At 45.0% G+C, this 17,060-nt stretch carries 18 protein-coding genes; 8 read left to right on the plus strand and 10 right to left on the minus strand.

Features of this window, described 5'->3' with window-relative positions; translation table 11 throughout:
• Positions 1-80: 80 nt before the first annotated feature.
• Positions 81-1,253 (minus strand): BamA/TamA family outer membrane protein, encoded by a 1,173-nt coding sequence (locus OCU28_RS15065; protein ID WP_261817707.1) that lies wholly within the window; start codon positions 1,251-1,253, stop codon positions 81-83.
• Positions 1,254-1,367: 114 nt separating this feature from the next.
• Between OCU28_RS15065 and OCU28_RS15070 the strand changes: the two genes are divergently transcribed.
• Positions 1,368-1,922, plus strand: coding sequence for a DUF4136 domain-containing protein (locus tag OCU28_RS15070; protein ID WP_261817708.1), 555 nt, complete (start codon positions 1,368-1,370; stop codon positions 1,920-1,922).
• A gap of 47 nt (positions 1,923-1,969) precedes the next feature.
• Here the strand turns inward: OCU28_RS15070 and OCU28_RS15075 are convergent, their stop codons facing one another.
• The 5 genes from OCU28_RS15075 to hutW form a co-directional block, all read right to left on the minus strand.
• Complete coding sequence (locus tag OCU28_RS15075) at positions 1,970-3,751, minus strand: ABC transporter ATP-binding protein (protein WP_261818285.1); 1,782 nt, start codon at positions 3,749-3,751, stop codon at positions 1,970-1,972.
• Positions 3,752-3,896: 145 nt separating this feature from the next.
• Positions 3,897-6,041 (minus strand): TonB-dependent hemoglobin/transferrin/lactoferrin family receptor, encoded by a 2,145-nt coding sequence (locus tag OCU28_RS15080; protein ID WP_261817709.1) that lies wholly within the window; start codon positions 6,039-6,041, stop codon positions 3,897-3,899.
• Positions 6,042-6,162: 121 nt separating this feature from the next.
• The gene (gene hutZ, locus OCU28_RS15085) at positions 6,163-6,744 is read right to left on the minus strand and encodes a heme utilization protein HutZ (protein WP_261817710.1); all 582 of its coding nucleotides are present in this window, start codon (positions 6,742-6,744) and stop codon (positions 6,163-6,165) included.
• Positions 6,744-7,262 carry a heme utilization cystosolic carrier protein HutX gene (gene hutX, locus OCU28_RS15090; protein WP_261817711.1) on the minus strand — a complete coding sequence of 173 codons (519 nt, stop codon included), beginning with the start codon at positions 7,260-7,262 and terminating at the stop codon, positions 6,744-6,746. The genes hutZ and hutX overlap by 1 nt, the downstream gene beginning before the upstream one ends.
• A gap of 14 nt (positions 7,263-7,276) precedes the next feature.
• Positions 7,277-8,617 (minus strand): heme anaerobic degradation radical SAM methyltransferase ChuW/HutW, encoded by a 1,341-nt coding sequence (hutW, locus tag OCU28_RS15095; protein WP_261817712.1) that lies wholly within the window; start codon positions 8,615-8,617, stop codon positions 7,277-7,279.
• Positions 8,618-8,814: 197 nt separating this feature from the next.
• On the opposite strand from hutW, the gene OCU28_RS15100 reads away from it, so the two are divergent.
• The 6 genes from OCU28_RS15100 to OCU28_RS15125 are packed head-to-tail and all read left to right on the plus strand — an operon-like array spanning position 8,815 to position 13,278.
• Complete coding sequence (locus OCU28_RS15100) at positions 8,815-9,519, plus strand: energy transducer TonB (protein ID WP_261817713.1); 705 nt, start codon at positions 8,815-8,817, stop codon at positions 9,517-9,519.
• 10 nt (positions 9,520-9,529) lie between these two features.
• The gene (locus OCU28_RS15105) at positions 9,530-10,201 is read left to right on the plus strand and encodes a MotA/TolQ/ExbB proton channel family protein (protein WP_261817714.1); all 672 of its coding nucleotides are present in this window, start codon (positions 9,530-9,532) and stop codon (positions 10,199-10,201) included.
• Positions 10,198-10,617, plus strand: a complete 420-nt coding sequence (locus tag OCU28_RS15110) for an ExbD/TolR family protein (RefSeq protein WP_261817715.1) — start codon at positions 10,198-10,200, stop codon at positions 10,615-10,617. Before OCU28_RS15105 ends, OCU28_RS15110 begins: the two co-directional genes overlap by 4 nt.
• Positions 10,617-11,447, plus strand: a complete 831-nt coding sequence (locus OCU28_RS15115) for a heme/hemin ABC transporter substrate-binding protein (protein WP_261817716.1) — start codon at positions 10,617-10,619, stop codon at positions 11,445-11,447. Before OCU28_RS15110 ends, OCU28_RS15115 begins: the two co-directional genes overlap by 1 nt.
• Before the next feature lie 2 nt (positions 11,448-11,449).
• The gene (locus OCU28_RS15120; RefSeq protein WP_390623821.1) at positions 11,450-12,499 is read left to right on the plus strand and encodes a FecCD family ABC transporter permease; all 1,050 of its coding nucleotides are present in this window, start codon (positions 11,450-11,452) and stop codon (positions 12,497-12,499) included.
• Complete coding sequence (locus tag OCU28_RS15125; protein WP_261817717.1) at positions 12,499-13,278, plus strand: heme ABC transporter ATP-binding protein; 780 nt, start codon at positions 12,499-12,501, stop codon at positions 13,276-13,278. The genes OCU28_RS15120 and OCU28_RS15125 overlap by 1 nt, the downstream gene beginning before the upstream one ends.
• Here OCU28_RS15125 and OCU28_RS15130 read toward each other — a convergent pair.
• The 3 genes from OCU28_RS15130 to OCU28_RS15140 form a co-directional block, all read right to left on the minus strand.
• Positions 13,275-14,276, minus strand: a complete 1,002-nt coding sequence (locus tag OCU28_RS15130) for a bile acid:sodium symporter family protein (RefSeq protein WP_261817718.1) — start codon at positions 14,274-14,276, stop codon at positions 13,275-13,277. The two genes, OCU28_RS15125 and OCU28_RS15130, sit on opposite strands and share 4 nt — an antisense overlap.
• 72 nt (positions 14,277-14,348) lie before the next feature.
• The gene (locus OCU28_RS15135) at positions 14,349-14,696 is read right to left on the minus strand and encodes a helix-turn-helix domain-containing protein (protein WP_261817719.1); all 348 of its coding nucleotides are present in this window, start codon (positions 14,694-14,696) and stop codon (positions 14,349-14,351) included.
• A 133-nt stretch (positions 14,697-14,829) separates the two neighbouring features.
• Positions 14,830-15,237 (minus strand): VOC family protein, encoded by a 408-nt coding sequence (locus OCU28_RS15140; protein ID WP_261817720.1) that lies wholly within the window; start codon positions 15,235-15,237, stop codon positions 14,830-14,832.
• Positions 15,238-15,511: 274 nt separating this feature from the next.
• Here OCU28_RS15140 and OCU28_RS15145 point away from each other — a divergent pair, with 274 nt between their 5' ends.
• A complete protein-coding gene (locus tag OCU28_RS15145; protein WP_261818287.1) occupies positions 15,512-15,694 on the plus strand; it encodes a hypothetical protein in 183 nt (60 codons plus the stop codon).
• Between the two features lie 132 nt (positions 15,695-15,826).
• On the opposite strand, the gene OCU28_RS15150 is transcribed toward OCU28_RS15145, so the two are convergent.
• Positions 15,827-17,047, minus strand: coding sequence for a M20/M25/M40 family metallo-hydrolase (locus tag OCU28_RS15150; protein WP_261817721.1), 1,221 nt, complete (start codon positions 17,045-17,047; stop codon positions 15,827-15,829).
• Positions 17,048-17,060: the final 13 nt, after the last annotated feature.

The raw sequence follows: 17,060 nt of genomic DNA on the forward strand, positions 1-17,060 counted from the left end.
TGATGTACTAAACAAAGCCAAAAGCGCACTCTATCGGTGCGCTTTTTTATTCCTCATTGCGAATTTGCACAAGCCAAAAACTAAAAAACTTCGTTTACATTAAAATAAAATAGGGTTTCATCTTCACCTACGCCCAGATCGGCTCGTAGATTAATTCGTCCCTTAAGTCGATACCTAAGCCCCGCTCCATAGGTGCTCATTACATCATCATTAAGCTGATGTAACTGCTCACCAATCGAGCCTACTCCAACCCAAAATACACTCCCCCAGCGACGGTATATTGGTAAACGATATTCAGCTTGCATCATTGCCATCTGCTCATCTCGGTAACGCCCTAAAATATAACCACGCATAGCGTATGCGCCGCCAAGATCGGGTAGACGATTCCATGGTACATCTCCGGAGGTGAGGTTTGCTTGTCCTTGCATAGCCAGCACTCCAGGAAACGGCTCTAAGTCAATGAAATGCGCTGCCTCAATCTCATATTGACCAAACGATGCCGAATCTAAGGTGCTGTAATGCGCCCCCACATCAACTTGTAACAAGGTGCCTTGTTGGGTATTTTCAACATAGTCACGGCTGTCGTAGCGAGCACTAATAAACGCACCAAATGAGGTATTTGATTCAAGGTCAGCAAAAAGGATTGGATTACCATTTATGACTTCATCACCAATCTCTGGGTTTCGCGTATCAACAAACGTGACATTCCCTCCGACCCCCACAAACCAGGCGTCTGCAATACGCTGATACCAGCGTGGGGTCGCTTCAATCAAGGTCTCGGTATAAAGAACCTTATTGTCACGATTACTTGCCGATTGATAACCTCGACCATAATAAACCACAGGTTCATCATGAACCTCCGACTCAAGTTCAAAGCGGTTGTCACCATTATTCAAAAAAGTGGTGTTATCGAACGTGACCCCAATAGATAAGTTGGTCGAGATATAAGAATTTATTACAAATGACGAAGGCTGCTCCATGCCTTGCGCTGAATCGGTCTTATACAAGCCGATAATCAGAGCGCCACCTCCAAACTCCTGCTCAGGGTTATAAAATACCGAGGGAATGTAGCTCATATCGACCCCTTTGCTGGGATCAAACCCGCCATCTGCTCCCACAAAATCAAAGGCATTATCTAGCCATGTGGGTTGTGCATCAGCAGGGGTGGCAAACAGTGGCTCGACCGCAACACTGATCGGGCTCAATAGAAGACAGGTACTCACACTAAGGCAAGTTAGGTATTTTGATGACATTAGCACTCCTTGCTAGACAAATGAGCGGTATGTGTCGGTTTTAACTAGACTTTTTCAAACGCTCTCGACTATTCTAACCAATGAAACATTTAATTAACAACACTAGAGACCTATATGAAGTGGATTTCAACACTGATCGCAACCTTAACGCTGACCGCCTGTGTCACGAGCACGCCTGAACATGAAAATAATTTTTCTATCGGTGTGGTTATAAGTGGTGATTTTCAGTTTATTCCGACCCATGCAAAAACCTACGCGTGGCATCCAGATTCAGGTAAAACCTATATCAACAAAGATATGAACCAAGATGAACTTAGAAAGGTATTTAACCACGCCATTGAGAAAACACTTGCTGATAAAGGCTATATTCGAGTGGACATTGCTAATACCCCGCAATTTATTGTGGGTTATGGGCTCGCTATTGAATCACAGCTTTCAGATGATGAGCTCTTTGCTAAGACTCAGCTGAGCACTGGTATTCCAGCACAAGACTTTAAGGGAAGTGACGAGAAAGGCACCCTATTTATCGCTTTGTTTGATTACCCTATGCTGACCCCAAAATGGAAGGCTCTCGCTCAAAGTGGAGCGGCATCAGGCAAAAGTGGCCAGAAACAGCGAATAGAGGATTATGTGACCACTGTTTTAAGAGACTTACCAGCGGCGCGCTAAGTTAGTAATAAAGTAAACAGCCTCCAAACAGGAGGCTGTTTACACATTTAGCCAGCCTGTAAGCTGCCATAGAGCGTTTGATACAAGCCATCGATTGCAATCAAGTCAAGGTGAGTTCCTGATTGAATAACCTTGCCATCTTCTAATACATAGATGAGGTCAGCTTGCTTCACTGCCGACAAGCGATGCGCCACGATTAAGGTAGTTCTATTTTTCAAAAATCGATTTAGAGCTAGATGCAATTTTGCTTCAGTAGCGGTATCAAGAGCCGATGTCGCTTCATCCAGAATCACTAATTCTGGGTCAGCTAATACCATACGCGCAATAGCCAGACGTTGCCTTTGCCCCCCTGATAACCGAACTCCTTGCCTCCCGATATGCGATTCAAGACCTTGGTTTAAGGTATGGCGCAGATCACCCAGTTGAGCAACCTCCAACGCATGCCATAGTATCTCTTCAGGATAGTCTTGACCTAAGGTTAGGTTTTGACGCAGGGTATCATTGAAAATCATAGGCTGTTGCAAAACGACCGCGAGCTTCTTGCGTAATGCCTCATAACTCACCGATTCAATACTATGCCCGTTAACTAAGATATTCCCGCTGTCTTTTTGATAGATACCAAGCAACAGCTGGATTAACGTCGATTTACCACCACCGGATGCGCCAACCAAGGCAACACGTTTCCCCTTGGGGATCTTAAGGGATAAATCATTCAATACCGTGCGATCCGCATCGTAAGAGAAACTGACGTTTTCAAACTCAACCTCTATCGGTTCACCTTTCTCAAACGGGTGTACACTTGCAACAGGGCGATGCTCTTCTGGCATATCCAAGATCCCATTTAGGCGTTTCATTGCCGCCGATGCGCTGTACCATGAGTATTGAATACTCAATAGCTCTTGAACTGGTGATAACATAAACCATAAGTAACCAAACACGGCAAAGATCTGACCGATAGACAAATCACTAAACAGCACCATTAGCATTGCTGCCGCTCTAAAGATCTCAAATCCAATTAAGAACATCAAAAATGACAAGCGGTTAGCCGCATCTGATTGCCATGCATACTTGTCTGCATCCCTACGAATCGCTTCGGCATCTCCCTTTAAGCGGTCTAAATAATCGTGTTCACGATTAGCTGCGCGTAATTGATAAATACCATCAAGGGTCTCAACAAGGCGCTGCTGAAAACGCTCAAAAGAGTGGTTCTCTTTTTTCTTGAGGTCTTTAACCCTACGCCCAAGGGCTCTTGAAAGAAAAATTACAACCGGATTCATCAAGATAATAAATAAACCCAGTTGCCAATTTAACCATAATAAAATAGCCCCAATACCAATAACGCTTAGGATACTTATCACAAAACGGCTAAGGGTAGTGCCAATGAACTTATCTATGGTTTCTATATCAGTCACCAAATGTGAGGTGAGCCCGCCACTGCCTTTCTCTTCATATTGCTGCATCGAGACTCGGCCGAGTTTGTCCAAAATCCATTGCCGTAGATAACAGGTAAGCTGTTTCGATATCAGGGTAAACTGGCGCGTTTGAACAATGTTTAATGCCTGGCTACCAATACGCATCAAGATAATGGCAATCAGTACAGTCACAATATATGCAGTAGGAGTGTGCAAAGAGCTTGGCAATAAGCGATGCAACATATCAATGCCACCAGCGGGCTTATCGAGTAACACCTCGTCTACCATTAAAGGCAACAATAATGGAATTGGCACACTGATGAGGGTCGCAAAGAAAGCCACCACATTTGCTATAAGCAGCTTTTTTTTATGACGCATGGCTTGTTGATACAACCACTGCTTATTGAGTCGTGGCATCTGGTTAGGGGTGGTATTGATAGGCACGCACATTCCTTTCGTTTCTTGCTAGCGTATATGAAAAAATCGAAAGGGTCAGAGGCAATATTTGCGACTCTGACCCTAAAATGAAGCTTAATAAGGCCAACAGACCTTAGTCGTTATTTTAGAAGAAGTATTCCGCACTTACTCCCCAGTTACGACCCGCTTGCGTATCAAAATCAGTTCTATCGTCCTTACCACTTAGGTCTTCAAACAACCAGTATTTCTCATCTAGTGCGTTGAACAGACCCGCACGCAGAGTCAGATCCTGTACTGGGCGGTAATAAGCAGTAATATCAAGCAGGCTATACGATGGTGCATCAATGTTGTCTACTTCGGTCCACTTGTCTTTGCTTGCTACCATAGTGTAGTTCACCAGCGCACCTAGGGTTTGATCTTGGTTGTCATAACCTAGCCCAATTACTCCAGAAAGAGGTGCTACAGAGTCCAGTTCACGTCCTGTTTTTACATCCTCGCCATAGGCATACGCGATGCTCAGTTTAGTGTAAGTACCCATTGGGCCTAATACAGTGCCTGATGCCTCAGCCCCGTAGATCTTAGCCTCATCGATGTTAACCATAGTGATCACATCTTGCTGACCTGACTGACCAACCACTTGACTGGTGATAAAGTCGTCATACTCATTGTAGAAAGTACTTACTTCATACTGATAGATGCTTCCCTTACCACGGAAACCGACCTCATATGATAGGCTCTTTTCTGCGTCTAGATCTGGGTTGCCATAGAAGATGGCGCCAGTATCGTAGACATAATACAAGTCATATACCGTTGGAGCCTTAAAGCCTTGGCTGATTTGAGCGTATGGACTAAACCAATCTGCGACGTGGTAAACCGCGCCAATACGACCAGTAAAGGCATCGTTGTCGTTGCTCTCATGTTTAACATCATAGCCATCGGTAGTTTCAGGATCGGTTGAGAAAGAGTCATAACGAATACCAGCTGAAAGTATCAGTTTCTCATCCATTAAGAATACTTGGTCTTGGGCAAACACACCCCATTGCTGTACCTTGGCGTTGGGCAATCCAGTACTGCCGGGCGCCGAACTTGGTGGCGCACCTGTGCCACTTTGAATAAAGTGATCGGTGTTTTCAAGCGCGAAATCGTTGTACAAATAGCTCGCACCATAGGTAAGCTCATGATAGTGATTTTCAGCCATTAATAACTTAGTAAACTGCATATCCAATTGATATGAGTCGTCTTGAGCAATTCGTTGGCGATTACGCTTGCGGTCTGTATAGATAGGGAACCAGTTGGTGGTGTCGTAGTTATTCGACTCGCTTTCGGTTGTCTGGTAAGAGACCTTCCACGCAAAATTATCTGCCATTAGGCTATTCATCGCCCATTCATGCTCAAACCCAACCCGCATACGCTTGTTATGGTCCTCAATAGACGAATCTGTATAGGCAAAGCCTGGCATGATCTCATAGCCCTCTTCTGAGGCTAAGAAAGAATCATATTGATAATCAAAGTATTCAAAGGTCACACCGACGCGATGATTGTCGTTGGCCTGATAAAACACCTTAGCTAAACCATTGTAGAGCTTAGTGTCAGCAGGATCAGCCGCACCGCGGTCTGGTCCTAGAATATCGGCACCATCGCCATGAGTTTGGTACTCTTCTCCGTCAGCGTAAGTAAACATGGTAATGGTTTCCCATTTACCACTACGCATCGCCCAAGTCGCGGTATTTTTAAACTCACTATTCACTGAAGAATACGCTGATTTAATCCCAAAACGGTGCTCATCACCATCAGTAATTAATACATCTTCAGGATTCTTGGTGCGCATTAATACCACACCACCCAACGCATCCGAGCCATACAAGCTAGAAGATGCACCTTTGTTTACCTCAATACCTGCCAAGGTATCCGTTTCAATGGTATTTGAATACTTACGTTGCTGGGTTGCGCCAGGGTTGTACGGTACAGGCTGCTGAACCCCATCCACCATAACCTTAACTCGGCTATCTTCCATACCACGGATATTAAATCCAGAGACACCAAAGCGACCACTGCCTTGAACTTGAACACCTGGAGTGTAGTTTAAGGTATCTTTTAGGCTGCTGTTCATTTGCGCGTCGAGGTCGTCACGATTTACCGTTTCAACCGACGAGGAAACATCGCTCTTGTTTTGTTGCGTGCGAGTAGCAGAAACCACTACTTCATCAAAGGTATAGGTTTGTTCGGCAAATACCGCTGTGGATGCGCATATTGTACCAATAGCAAGTGCTAGGGCTGTTTTGTTATACATGATTTGACCTAAAATTTGTTTTTAAAGGTTGTAAAAACCCTGCCTACCGGCCAGATAATGCCCGTCAGCATGACTCTATTTTTATATTTATGGTCCTCGATAAAACGAGGTTGAGAATTTTTTACTCGGCGCTTAGTTCTGAGATACGCTGTTTCTCTTGGTTAACATGACCTTCATCTAGGTGTAGGAAATCAACTAGGTCATTTCCTGAAACGTTAAACGCTTTACCAAATCCCTTCACGTAACGTCCATTGCTTGGGGTAAGCTTATAGAGATGGAAATCCCCTAGCTGTGCAAGGTTATGAGCCATATCACCAAAGCGTTCAAATAGCGCTTCAACGCCCGCTTTACCCAACTCAGATTGTTTGTCGATATGCTCAGCCGTGGTATCGAAGGTCAAACGCTTACGAGCATGGATACTCTTCGCCTGAGACTCGTCTTGAACCATCATTATCGACACATTCTTATTCTGTTTTAGGTTTTGACCATGCACCGCCAAATCACTGACCAAGATGTAGTAACCTGCCTTATCAAAAGCAAAAGGGGTGTAACTAACGTGTGGTAGTCCATCTTGAGTAATTGTGGCCAATTGAAGGCTTTGGCACGCATCCCGAAATTCTTGAACCTCAGGGCCTAAACGCCCTTGAAGGCGCTGCTGCTTTATCTGTGTGCGGTCTTGGCTATCCCTATTTTGAGTGTTCATTATGCAAATTCCATTTTTAATTTACTGAGTTTGTCTAATTGTTCCGGGAACAGTTGACGCTTCTTATCGCGGCCTAGATATACCTTAAAAACACACTCTCCAGATTCATCATAAAAGCCAATATAGTGGCTTTCCATTTTATGAAAAGGCTTAGACACTATTGCAATATGCTTGATCAGATCTAACTTAAGGTGACCATGTAACTCACCCTCCCGCCCCATCAAATTGTAATAGCCGTGTGCAACCTTACCCTTTGGAAAAGGCGCTTTGTATTCAAAGATTGAACCAAATGAGTTGACGATAGTGGTGACTTTACCCCATTGTGGCAGGTCTTCTAGAATGGCTTGTGCCTGCTCACCCGCAATCGCTGTTACCATAGTGGAAGGCAGGACGAAGGTTATCTCACCTTCTGTAAGGTTTGACTCTATCGCCATTTGCGATATCGGTGCAGAGTCGTCTTTTTCCATCATGGTTGCGACAGCTTCTAGTACCTGTTGTTTGGTTTGAGATGTGTACATGTTTGTCCTTAAGATTACGCAGCTTTAATGATTGTATTTGGGTTGTTAGAGATAACTTGAATAAGATTTTGCGCCAGTGTCACTGACCAGAATTGTCCCGCGAGGGTCAAAGAAAGATAGCCATGATTAACGTCAACTAAACCATGACGTTGCCATATTTCAAATAGAGGCATTAGCGCATTAAATAGTCCGTTAGGTAATACTCGGTCACTCAATACGCCACGGTCAAAAGCGGCCTTAATGGTATTAGTCAGACCTGCGTTCTCAGCGCTAATAAACGCCATTCCCGCAGCAAATTGTTTACTATTCACCGCTTCTATATATTGGTCCATATCACGGTACTGCATAGAGCTAACACCGTTAATATTGCCCCCAGCACCCGCGCCCAATGGCATTACCTGAGCTGAAGTCTTCGCCAAGCTGTTATAAATTGAGCGCTCACGGTTATCACAACTCCAATGGTTCACACTAAGACGGCGCTGATGATGCTTAGCCATAAACTCAACACCCATCTGATACATGCTGGCTTTAGTTTGTGTATTTGCAGGCTGTGGTAGCTTGCCCTGCTCGACCAATCGTCCCATAGGCAGGTTTTGCATCTCTATTAACTGATAGAGGTCAACACCATGTGCTCCGCTTTCTAAGTAGAGTGCTAAGTCTTTCTGCCAAATATCAAGGGTCTGATATGGCAGTCCGTACAAAAGGTCAATAACGATAGGAGCACTGTCGTAGCTTACAAAATGCTGTAATCGCGACAGGACTTCATCACCATCATTCAAACGCTTGGCACTGCGACGCACCTTACTATCAAAGCTCTGTACTCCAAATGAAAAGCGATTGATACCGCCTTCTAGAGCAGACTCAAATTTCTGGTCATCAAAACGATTAATACGCCCTTCTAGAGTGATTTCGCAATCTGGCGTTAACGGGAAATGTCGTCGGATTAGCTGGCCAAGTTCTTTAATTTGAGCCGCACTGAGATCGGTAGGTGTTCCGCCGCCGATATAAACAGCTTGAAATGGAAATGCCTGAGTCCATGTCATTTCCGCCTTCCAACGTAATTCTTGCTTTAATGCCTCGAAATATTGGTCAATGAGCTTCTGGCTTGATGCGTACTGAAAAAAGTTGCAATAGGTGCAGCGCACTCGACAAAAGGGGATGTGAATATAGAGGCACCGAGCTCCCTTCTCCCCACCATTTGCCAAAGCTTGTTGCAGTTTCAATTGAGCTTCTGCGGCAGATACTGGCTTAGACATACCACCAGCATGGGGGCCCTTTTTCTTGTCAAAAGCGAAGCGTAAAGGGTCAGGAGTATGCTTTCCTGTGATATCAGTATTGTTCAATTCAAGGTTCATAATAACGACTTCAAAATCTATTGATGTTGCGAATTGATTACATTGTTACTCATATTTTAATGCGAATGAATCTCATTTATAGCGCATTGTGAACGAGATCCCAGATCTAAATAAAAACGATAATGAGAATTGATTTCATTTCGATTGGATGGATAATGCGGATTATTCTTTATATTTTCTAAACATGTGGGTCACTAGTGAAGCACTACAGATATTTAGTCGCAGGCGGAATTTCACTTTTAATTCATATAGTTGCACTGGCATATTCTAAACCGGCACCAGAAATTAAGATGGCGAGCGATACGTCAGGTCAAGCAATGAGCATGCAATTTATCTCTGCAGTACAATCAGCAGAGCCTGAAATTGAGGCCAAAACGCCCGTTGAGAAAAAAATCGCACCAGCTAAAAAGATTGAGCATGCCCCGAAACCGAAACCGAAACCGAAACCGAAACCGAAACCGAAACCAGTAAAGGCAGCAAAACCGCCACCTGTAAATAAAGCTGAGCCAGTTAAGCCTAAAAAAGTAGCCACACCAAAACCGAAGATTGAAAAGCCAAGCCCAGAGAAAACACTGGCACCAAAAACAGAGCCCATAACTAATACGGCAAGTACGAGCCTGCCGAAATTGGTGAAAAAACCGAGCTTTTCAGCAAAGCCTACTCCGGTTGGGTATCCGAGGCTGGCGCAAAAAAAGGGGTGGCATGGCAAAACCCTAGTAGAGGTTTGGATCAACCCGTTGGGCAAGCAGACTAAACAACAAATTGTTCAATCCTCGGGACACAAAATATTAGACAAGGCGGCACTAAAGGCGATCGCCCAGTGGCAATTCCAACGCCGCAGTGAAGATGGACAGCATATTGCTTATCGAGTGCAAGTCCCAATTAATTTCAAACTTAAGTAATGAGTAAACTATGCAAACCCTAACCGTACTCTATAGCCAATTAGGAATGATGACTATTCCATTAACTCTAATGTCGGCATTGACCTTGATGCTTATTATCGAGCGCACCGTGTACATGCTGATAAATGGCCGTACCTACACAACTCAAATCCTATCTAAGGTTCATCACATCAATTTCTCATGTTCGTCACAGGTTGAGCGTTTTATAGAGAATGACCTACAAGGAAAAGCGCTAATTTTTCAAGCCATGCGGATGTTATTAGGACATAGAAGCTTCAATAAAGCTCTGCGCGAAGAAGCGGTCAGTATCTGGCTGTTTAAAAAGCGTCAACAATACAAATCGGGGATTCGAATTCTATCAATCATTGGTGTTATCAGTCCGTTGATTGGGCTGCTAGGCACCGTATTGGGGCTGATTGATATGTTCAAAGGGTTGGCATTGACCTCAGGTTCCATTACACCCGCTGTACTTGCCGATGGACTTGGGCTGGCAATGTCGACCACTGCCGCCGGATTAATCATTGCATTGCCAGCCATTACTGGTGCGCAACTGCTGGGTATGTGGGTAGAAAAAACGCTGGCAAAAATCGAATATACCCTTAATCACAGCAACCTACATATAGAAGGGATCTCTATTGAGTGCCCTGAAAACGCCAAGTCTTGTGACGAGGTCCCAGCATGATCAAGTCCCAATCAACACTGTTTGATGAAGAGTTCAAGCCGGATCTAACACCGCTACTGGATATTATCTTTATTGTGATGGTGTTTTTGCTACTTACAGCCAATATCAGCATCAAGACCATGGATGTGACGATCCCTCAAACTGACGATAGTCAGGTGTTGAGCTCACAGGACAAGTCTGCCATCACCGTAAACATACTTGCTAGCGAGCCCAAATGGGCTATTGATGGTAAACCGTACCAAGATTGGGAAACCTTCACTCAGGCTCTTAACCTTCAGGTTCACTCTCAGCCTAAGCGCAACCTAATCATATCCCCAGATAAATCTGCCGATGTTGAGTCCATGCTAAAGGTTCTGGCATGGCTTCAAAACCACAATATCTCCGCAACCAATATCGTTATGGAAGAGAAAAAATAATGAAACGACTGCTGTTACTCCTAATCACTGCCGTAGCTTGCAATGCAAATGCTGAAAACCGAATCATTAGTGTCGGTTCGAGCATTACCGAGCTTATGTATGCCTTAGATGCCAAAGAGCAATTGGTTGCCATCGATGTGACCAGCCGCAATTTTGACCCTCAACACACGCTCCCTCAAGTGGGTTATCATCGCCAACTGTCTGCTGAAGGACTTATGGCGCAAAACCCGACTCATTTGATTGGGTCACATGAAATGGGGCCTGATTCAACTCTTGAGCTATTAAAGTCAGCAGGCATTAAAGTCATCACGGTACCGTCAGGTGATAGCGAGCAAGATCTTATCGCTCGAATTGATACTATTGCTCAGATCACCCATACCCAAAACAAGGCAACCCAGCTTAAACACGATTTGCATGCCAAGATAGAGACCCTTGAGCATCAGAGTTTAGACGCGCAGCCTAAAGCAATGTTTGCTATGTTGAGCGAAGGACGCCCCGCGACCATTGCCGGCTCCCAAACTACGATTGACAAAATTATACGTCTTGCAGGCGGGCAAAACCCCGCCAACAAAGAGTTTAGCTCTTATAAGTCTATGTCACTAGAAGCTATCGTGGGTATCCAGCCCGATTACCTATTAGTGAGCCAACGCGCATGGGATGAACTCGGGGGAGCGCAAGGTATAATCAACAAGTTTCCATTGCTTGCTGCAACCCCTGCGGCAACACAAGCGCGAATTATCCCGATCCCAAGTAGCGCCATAATCGGCGGCTTTGGGATTGAAAGTATTGAGCTCAGTGAATCCCTTCATCAACAATTTGAGCGTAACTAACCATGAATTTTGCCGCTTCACTCAAACTGCCAACCCCAGTTTTAATGGCAGGATCGTTAGCTATTGTTTATATGGCGAGTATTCTATCCATCAGCGTTGGCCCTATGGATATCAGCTTTAAGCAAAGCCTTAGTGCGCTCATGCCATGGGTGAATAATTCGGAACTGCCCGCTCATATCAATATGATAGTGCAGCAGGTTCGTTTGCCAAGAACCCTACTCGCCATCGCGATTGGCGGCATATTGGCAATATGCGGTACCGTGATGCAAGGCTTATTCCGCAACCCATTGGCTGACCCTGGGATTATAGGCGTTTCTGCTGGCGCCGCCCTTGGCGCAGCGCTTGCTATTGTGGTATTTGGCTCCCTGGCGCAGAGCTACCCACAACTGCTGATGTTCGGCACTGTGCCTATGTTCTCATTTCTTGGCGGCGCGATTACCACCTTGCTTGTCTATCAACTCGGCACCTCACCATCTGGGACTTCAGTGACCATGATGCTGTTGGCTGGGGTCGCCATTGGGGCCTTATCGGGCGCAATGTTGGGACTACTCAATTACTACGCCGACGATCAAGCACTGCGCGACCTCTCGCTCTGGACCATGGGCTCTTTGGCTGGGGCTAATTTTTCCAGTGTGTTATTTGGTTCTATCGTATTAGCTATTCTGGGTGTGCTTTTTTATCGCGATGCGGCAAACCTCAACGCACTGTTATTGGGAGAAGCCGAAGCCAGCCACCTTGGAATTAATGTGCAAAGACTTAAACGTCGCCTGATCCTTCTTACCGCAGCTGGTGTAGGGGTCACCGTATCTCTTGCCGGTATGATTGGCTTTATCGGGCTTATCGTGCCCCACTTAGGGAGAATGATAGCCGGTCCAAATCACAAGGTGTTGATCCCGCTCGCAACGGTATTAGGTGCGCTATTGCTACTTGTCTCAGATATGTTGTCGCGCGTTCTGGTAGCACCATTAGAGATACCCGTCGGCATTATTACCGCAGTATTGGGCGCACCTTTCTTCTTATGGCTACTCATTTCTCAAAAGGGGCGAATCTAATGAATGCACCACTTGTTCGATGCACTGATATCTCGGTTAAGATTGGCTCTAAAGTTATCCTAGATAAGGTCAATATCCAATTTAACTCCGGGGAGTTTACGGTATTACTCGGTCCCAACGGAACCGGGAAAAGCACGTTGCTTAAGACCCTTAGTAATGAGATACCCTACGAAGGGCAACACTATTTATTCGGCAAACCAAGCCAAGAATGGGATAAAAAGCTGCTCGCAAGGCAATTTGGTGTGTTGCCTCAATCTAGCTCGCTCACCTTTAATTTTACCGCGCAAGAGGTGGTCGAATTGGGTGGTCTCACCTTAAATGGTGGCCAAAAAGAGATCACCCGCGTGGCCAAAGACAAGATGTGCCAAACAGGGATCTCTCACCTTGCACAGCGGCTCTACCCTACACTATCAGGCGGTGAGAAGCAGCGCGTGCACTTTGCTCGGGTACTCACTCAGCTCAGTGCCATTGAACACAGCAAGATACTGTTTTTGGACGAACCGACCTCTGCACTAGACCTAAGTCACCAGCACAACACCATTCAATTAGCTAAAGCACAAGCGGAATCTGGAGCATGCGTAGTCGCGGTATTACACGACTTAAACCTTGCCGCGCAATATGCAGACCGCATCGTGGTATTAAATAAGGGCAATATCGCCGCTGATGGTACCCCATGGGAGGTGCTTACCCCTGAGATTCTTGAGCAAGTATACCAGTGGAAAACACAGGTACTGCCCCACCCTCAATCACAGCGACCAGTAGTTTTATCAGCGGCCTAATGATTAGGGCTTGTTGCAGACGGTAACTCGACCTTAGCGTAGCGATTTGCCAAAACGGCACAGTAAAAGATCTGTATCGGATGGTAGAGCATAATCGGCAGCAAAATCATGCCCAGATTTGGGTTGTGATCAAAGATAACCTTGGCCATGGGAATACCTGCGGCTAAGGTTTTCTTAGTGCCACAAAAAACCGCCGCCACCTCATCTTGGTGATTAAACCCAACCCGACGCGCACCCCACTGAATGCCATGCACCATAACGAGTAATACAATGAAGCAGATTAGAGTTGAAGTAATCAGCAACGACGTAGAAAAATCGCGCCAGATCCCATGTTCAATGGAGTCACAAAAAGCGCTATAAACAATCAGCAAGATCACATACTTATCGAGCTTACCTACCACAGCCTTATGGCGCTGTGCCCACTCAAACAATAACGGTCGCATTAACTGACCTAAAACCATTGGTAGTAACAACATCTTGGCAATAGAAAGTACGGATTCAACAAGGTTTAGCTCTGCCCCCTCCATTCCCATAAAAAACTGAACCAGTAAGGGGGTAATAACAACGCCAATGATACTTGACAATGAAGCATTAAATATCGCGCCGGGTAGGTTTCCCTTACCGATAGCGGTCATTGCAACAGAAGATGAGATAGTACTAGGCAGCACGAAAAGATAGCAAAATCCAAATGCGAGAGCTGCCGGCATAAAGCTTAAAAAGCCATGTCCGAATATAACCCACAACATGGGATAAACCACAAAGGTGGCGCATTGCACAAACAGGTGCAACTTCCAGTTGGACACCCCCTCAACAATCGCTTTTGGTGATAAACCAAGGCCATGTAAAAAGAACACCAGCGCAATACCAAACACAGTAATCGTGTCTAAGTGCAGTATTCCTTCTGATTTCCCCCAATCGGGAGTCACTATCGCCAAGGCCATCGCCGCGACCATACCGACCAAAAACCATTCTTGCTTTAATTTGTTGATTAGATTCATATTGGGTACACGATTGCGTTTATGTTAACGCGACTGTACCCAAAAACTCGTTTAAAGCCAACTTACAACGGCCTAATTAATGCGGTGTTCGTATTCCACTATTACCTGATTACCTTCTACATAGACGTTGCGAATATCACCATCGACCGTCATTCGAGAGCACAGGGTCACGCGACTATTTTCAATCACTACATTCGAACGAAAAGCAGGCAGTACATAGGCTGGGTCAATCTTCAACATCTCACAAAAGCGGGTAACAAAAGGATATGTGAGGGTTGCTTTACCACGAAGAAGCTCACCGAATTCAGCTTGACTAACACCCAGCTTGCGAGCAACTTCCATCTGTGTAAGTCTCATTTTCGCCTTTTGAGACATCCAAGTATTGTATAAAGCGCCACGATCTTTCTCAGTAAACTCCATAGGAAAACTCTTTAAATTAATAGAAAATCACAACCAAAGAGTGTCGCGATTCTAGGCAAGGTGATTGTCAGCAATGAGTGAAGTTGCGGTAGGCTAAGCGCAAGTTAGGATAGTTTTATGTAAATAGATATGACTAGTGCCTTGGTTTCAACTCCAGCACGTTGTTTTCAGGATCGTGAACGTATATTGACCAGCTAAAACCCGAAGCACCATAGCGAATTGCATCCGGCAACACTTCAACCCCACGTTCTTGTAAGAATAAAATCAATGCTTGCGGCTCACAGGCGTTTATTTGCAAACAAAAATGGTCTAGATTGCGCCCATTTTGCTGTGGCGGTTTACCCCCCATCATACCCAAGGGGCTATCAACTACTACCAAGTCAATAAGCGCATTGCCTGCTCTAAGTTGGGTTAAGCCTTGTTGTGGAAGTTCCCTTTCAAGCTTACAGCTTAATATCCCCGCATAAAACAGCAACATCGCCTCAAGATTACTGGTCCGCAGCACTATATGGTCAATGCCCAGTACCTCCATTTTATCCATTCCAGCTCCTTTTTTAACCCAAATTTGGCATATTTAGACAAATTTCTTTATTAACTAAGTCAAAAACTTAGCCCGTTATACCCCTAACAAATAGCCATCATATCTTTACCTTATCGGCAATCATCTATAATTCAATTAAGCCTAGACAAAAACCTAGGCGGTTGTCCATGGAGTCGGACTGATGGTCAATATGGAATAGTTTTGATAAGTTGAACCCATTACCGAAACCACTCGTAAACTAAGATAAATCGAGTGGAGGAGGAAATCCGTTATGATAACCGTACGAGATAAAATTGAAGATCTGGAGCAGCAAATCTATATCGCCTGCTCGGAAGGAGACTTTGAGTGCATGAACCAACTCGAGCAGCAGCTCGAAACCCTAAGAGGAAAGGCAAATCACGTATTTGAAGACGACCCATACGCAATAGAAGGACGCTTTCAAGAACATGACCTTTAACCAACTACTCTCTTCTTAAAGGCGCGTCAGTAAATTGATGCGCTTTTTCTTTGTCCCCATGCCGTCAAAAATATCTAGCGGACAAAAAAAAGGGTGCTCACTGAGCACCCTAGATAGCATAAACCTAAATAATTATAGGTTGTCTAAGCGGATGTGGCTATTTTTCAGGTCATCACGACAGATGCCTGTTCCGTCATTCATAGTGTTGAAATGACGAAGTAACGCAGTGATCGCTTCAATCGAGGCTAATAGGTCACCCGTATGAGCAGACTCAGAAGAAGTGTGCATATTACGGATAGGATAACCAATCGTAATTGCCGCGCAATCTACAGCTGCAAGAGCACCTGCCATACCATCGGTACCCATATCACGACCAGAGAAGTCTAATTGATAAGGGATATCTTTTTCGCGACATACATTTTCTAATGTTTGTACAAGATACTCAGATGCAACTGAACCACGGCCAATAGTAAAGCCTGCGCCCATTGCAAGAGGGTTCATGTTACGTGCACCAATACCTGGAGCCGCTTCATAATCATGATTCACATCCGTTGCAATCAGTACATCAGGCTTAAGCTCACCCACAACTTGAGTTGAGCCAAAACGACCAATCTCTTCATGCGTTGCGATAGTATAAAGAACACGTACATTATCTAAGCCTTCTTTCGCCAGAGTACGTGCAATTTCAACCGCAGAGAAACAACCTAAGCCGTTATCAAGATATGCACCATAGAAGGTGTCAGCTGCCACACCACGTTTGATTGGGCGATCAAGCAAGATAGGGTCGCCTACACGTAGACCAAGTGCTTCTACTTGTGCCTTACGGTCTTCGCCATGCATCTGCAGTTCAAGGTAGATAGAAGTTGGCTTAATGCCTTGCTCACCTGAACGCTGACCTGGGGTAGAGAAGTGAATTGCACCAAGAGCCTCTACGGTACCGCCTTTAATTGATTTGTACGCGCCTTTATTTTCAGGGTCTTGGCAGAAAACCTGCACTTCATGGCCGATAAGCGTTGTAGGTAGGAAAGAGTCAGTGTTGATCCAAACCTTACCATCGTTATCAATTTTACGTACTTGCATGCGAATTTTATCCGCGTGACCTACGATCATAACGCTAGTTAGATCGTCACGTCCTGGATGAGAATCAAATACGATACTCGCAGTGCCTTTAAATTGATGAATAGCCCAATCTTGTGGCATAAAAGATTCAACCTCAGGCTTTATCACACCGTAGCTCATAGCGGCTTCAAAGCCAATTGGCGATGGTGCAGCTACAACCTTTGACATAAATTCAAACTGCTGTTGAGGCATAGGTTGAGTCCAAGGTTGGCCTTTATTGCTTTCTGTAGTCATGATTCACTCGTAT

Origin of the sequence: Vibrio gallicus (genome assembly GCF_024346875.1) — a bacterium.
GTDB lineage: Bacteria > Pseudomonadota > Gammaproteobacteria > Enterobacterales > Vibrionaceae > Vibrio > Vibrio gallicus.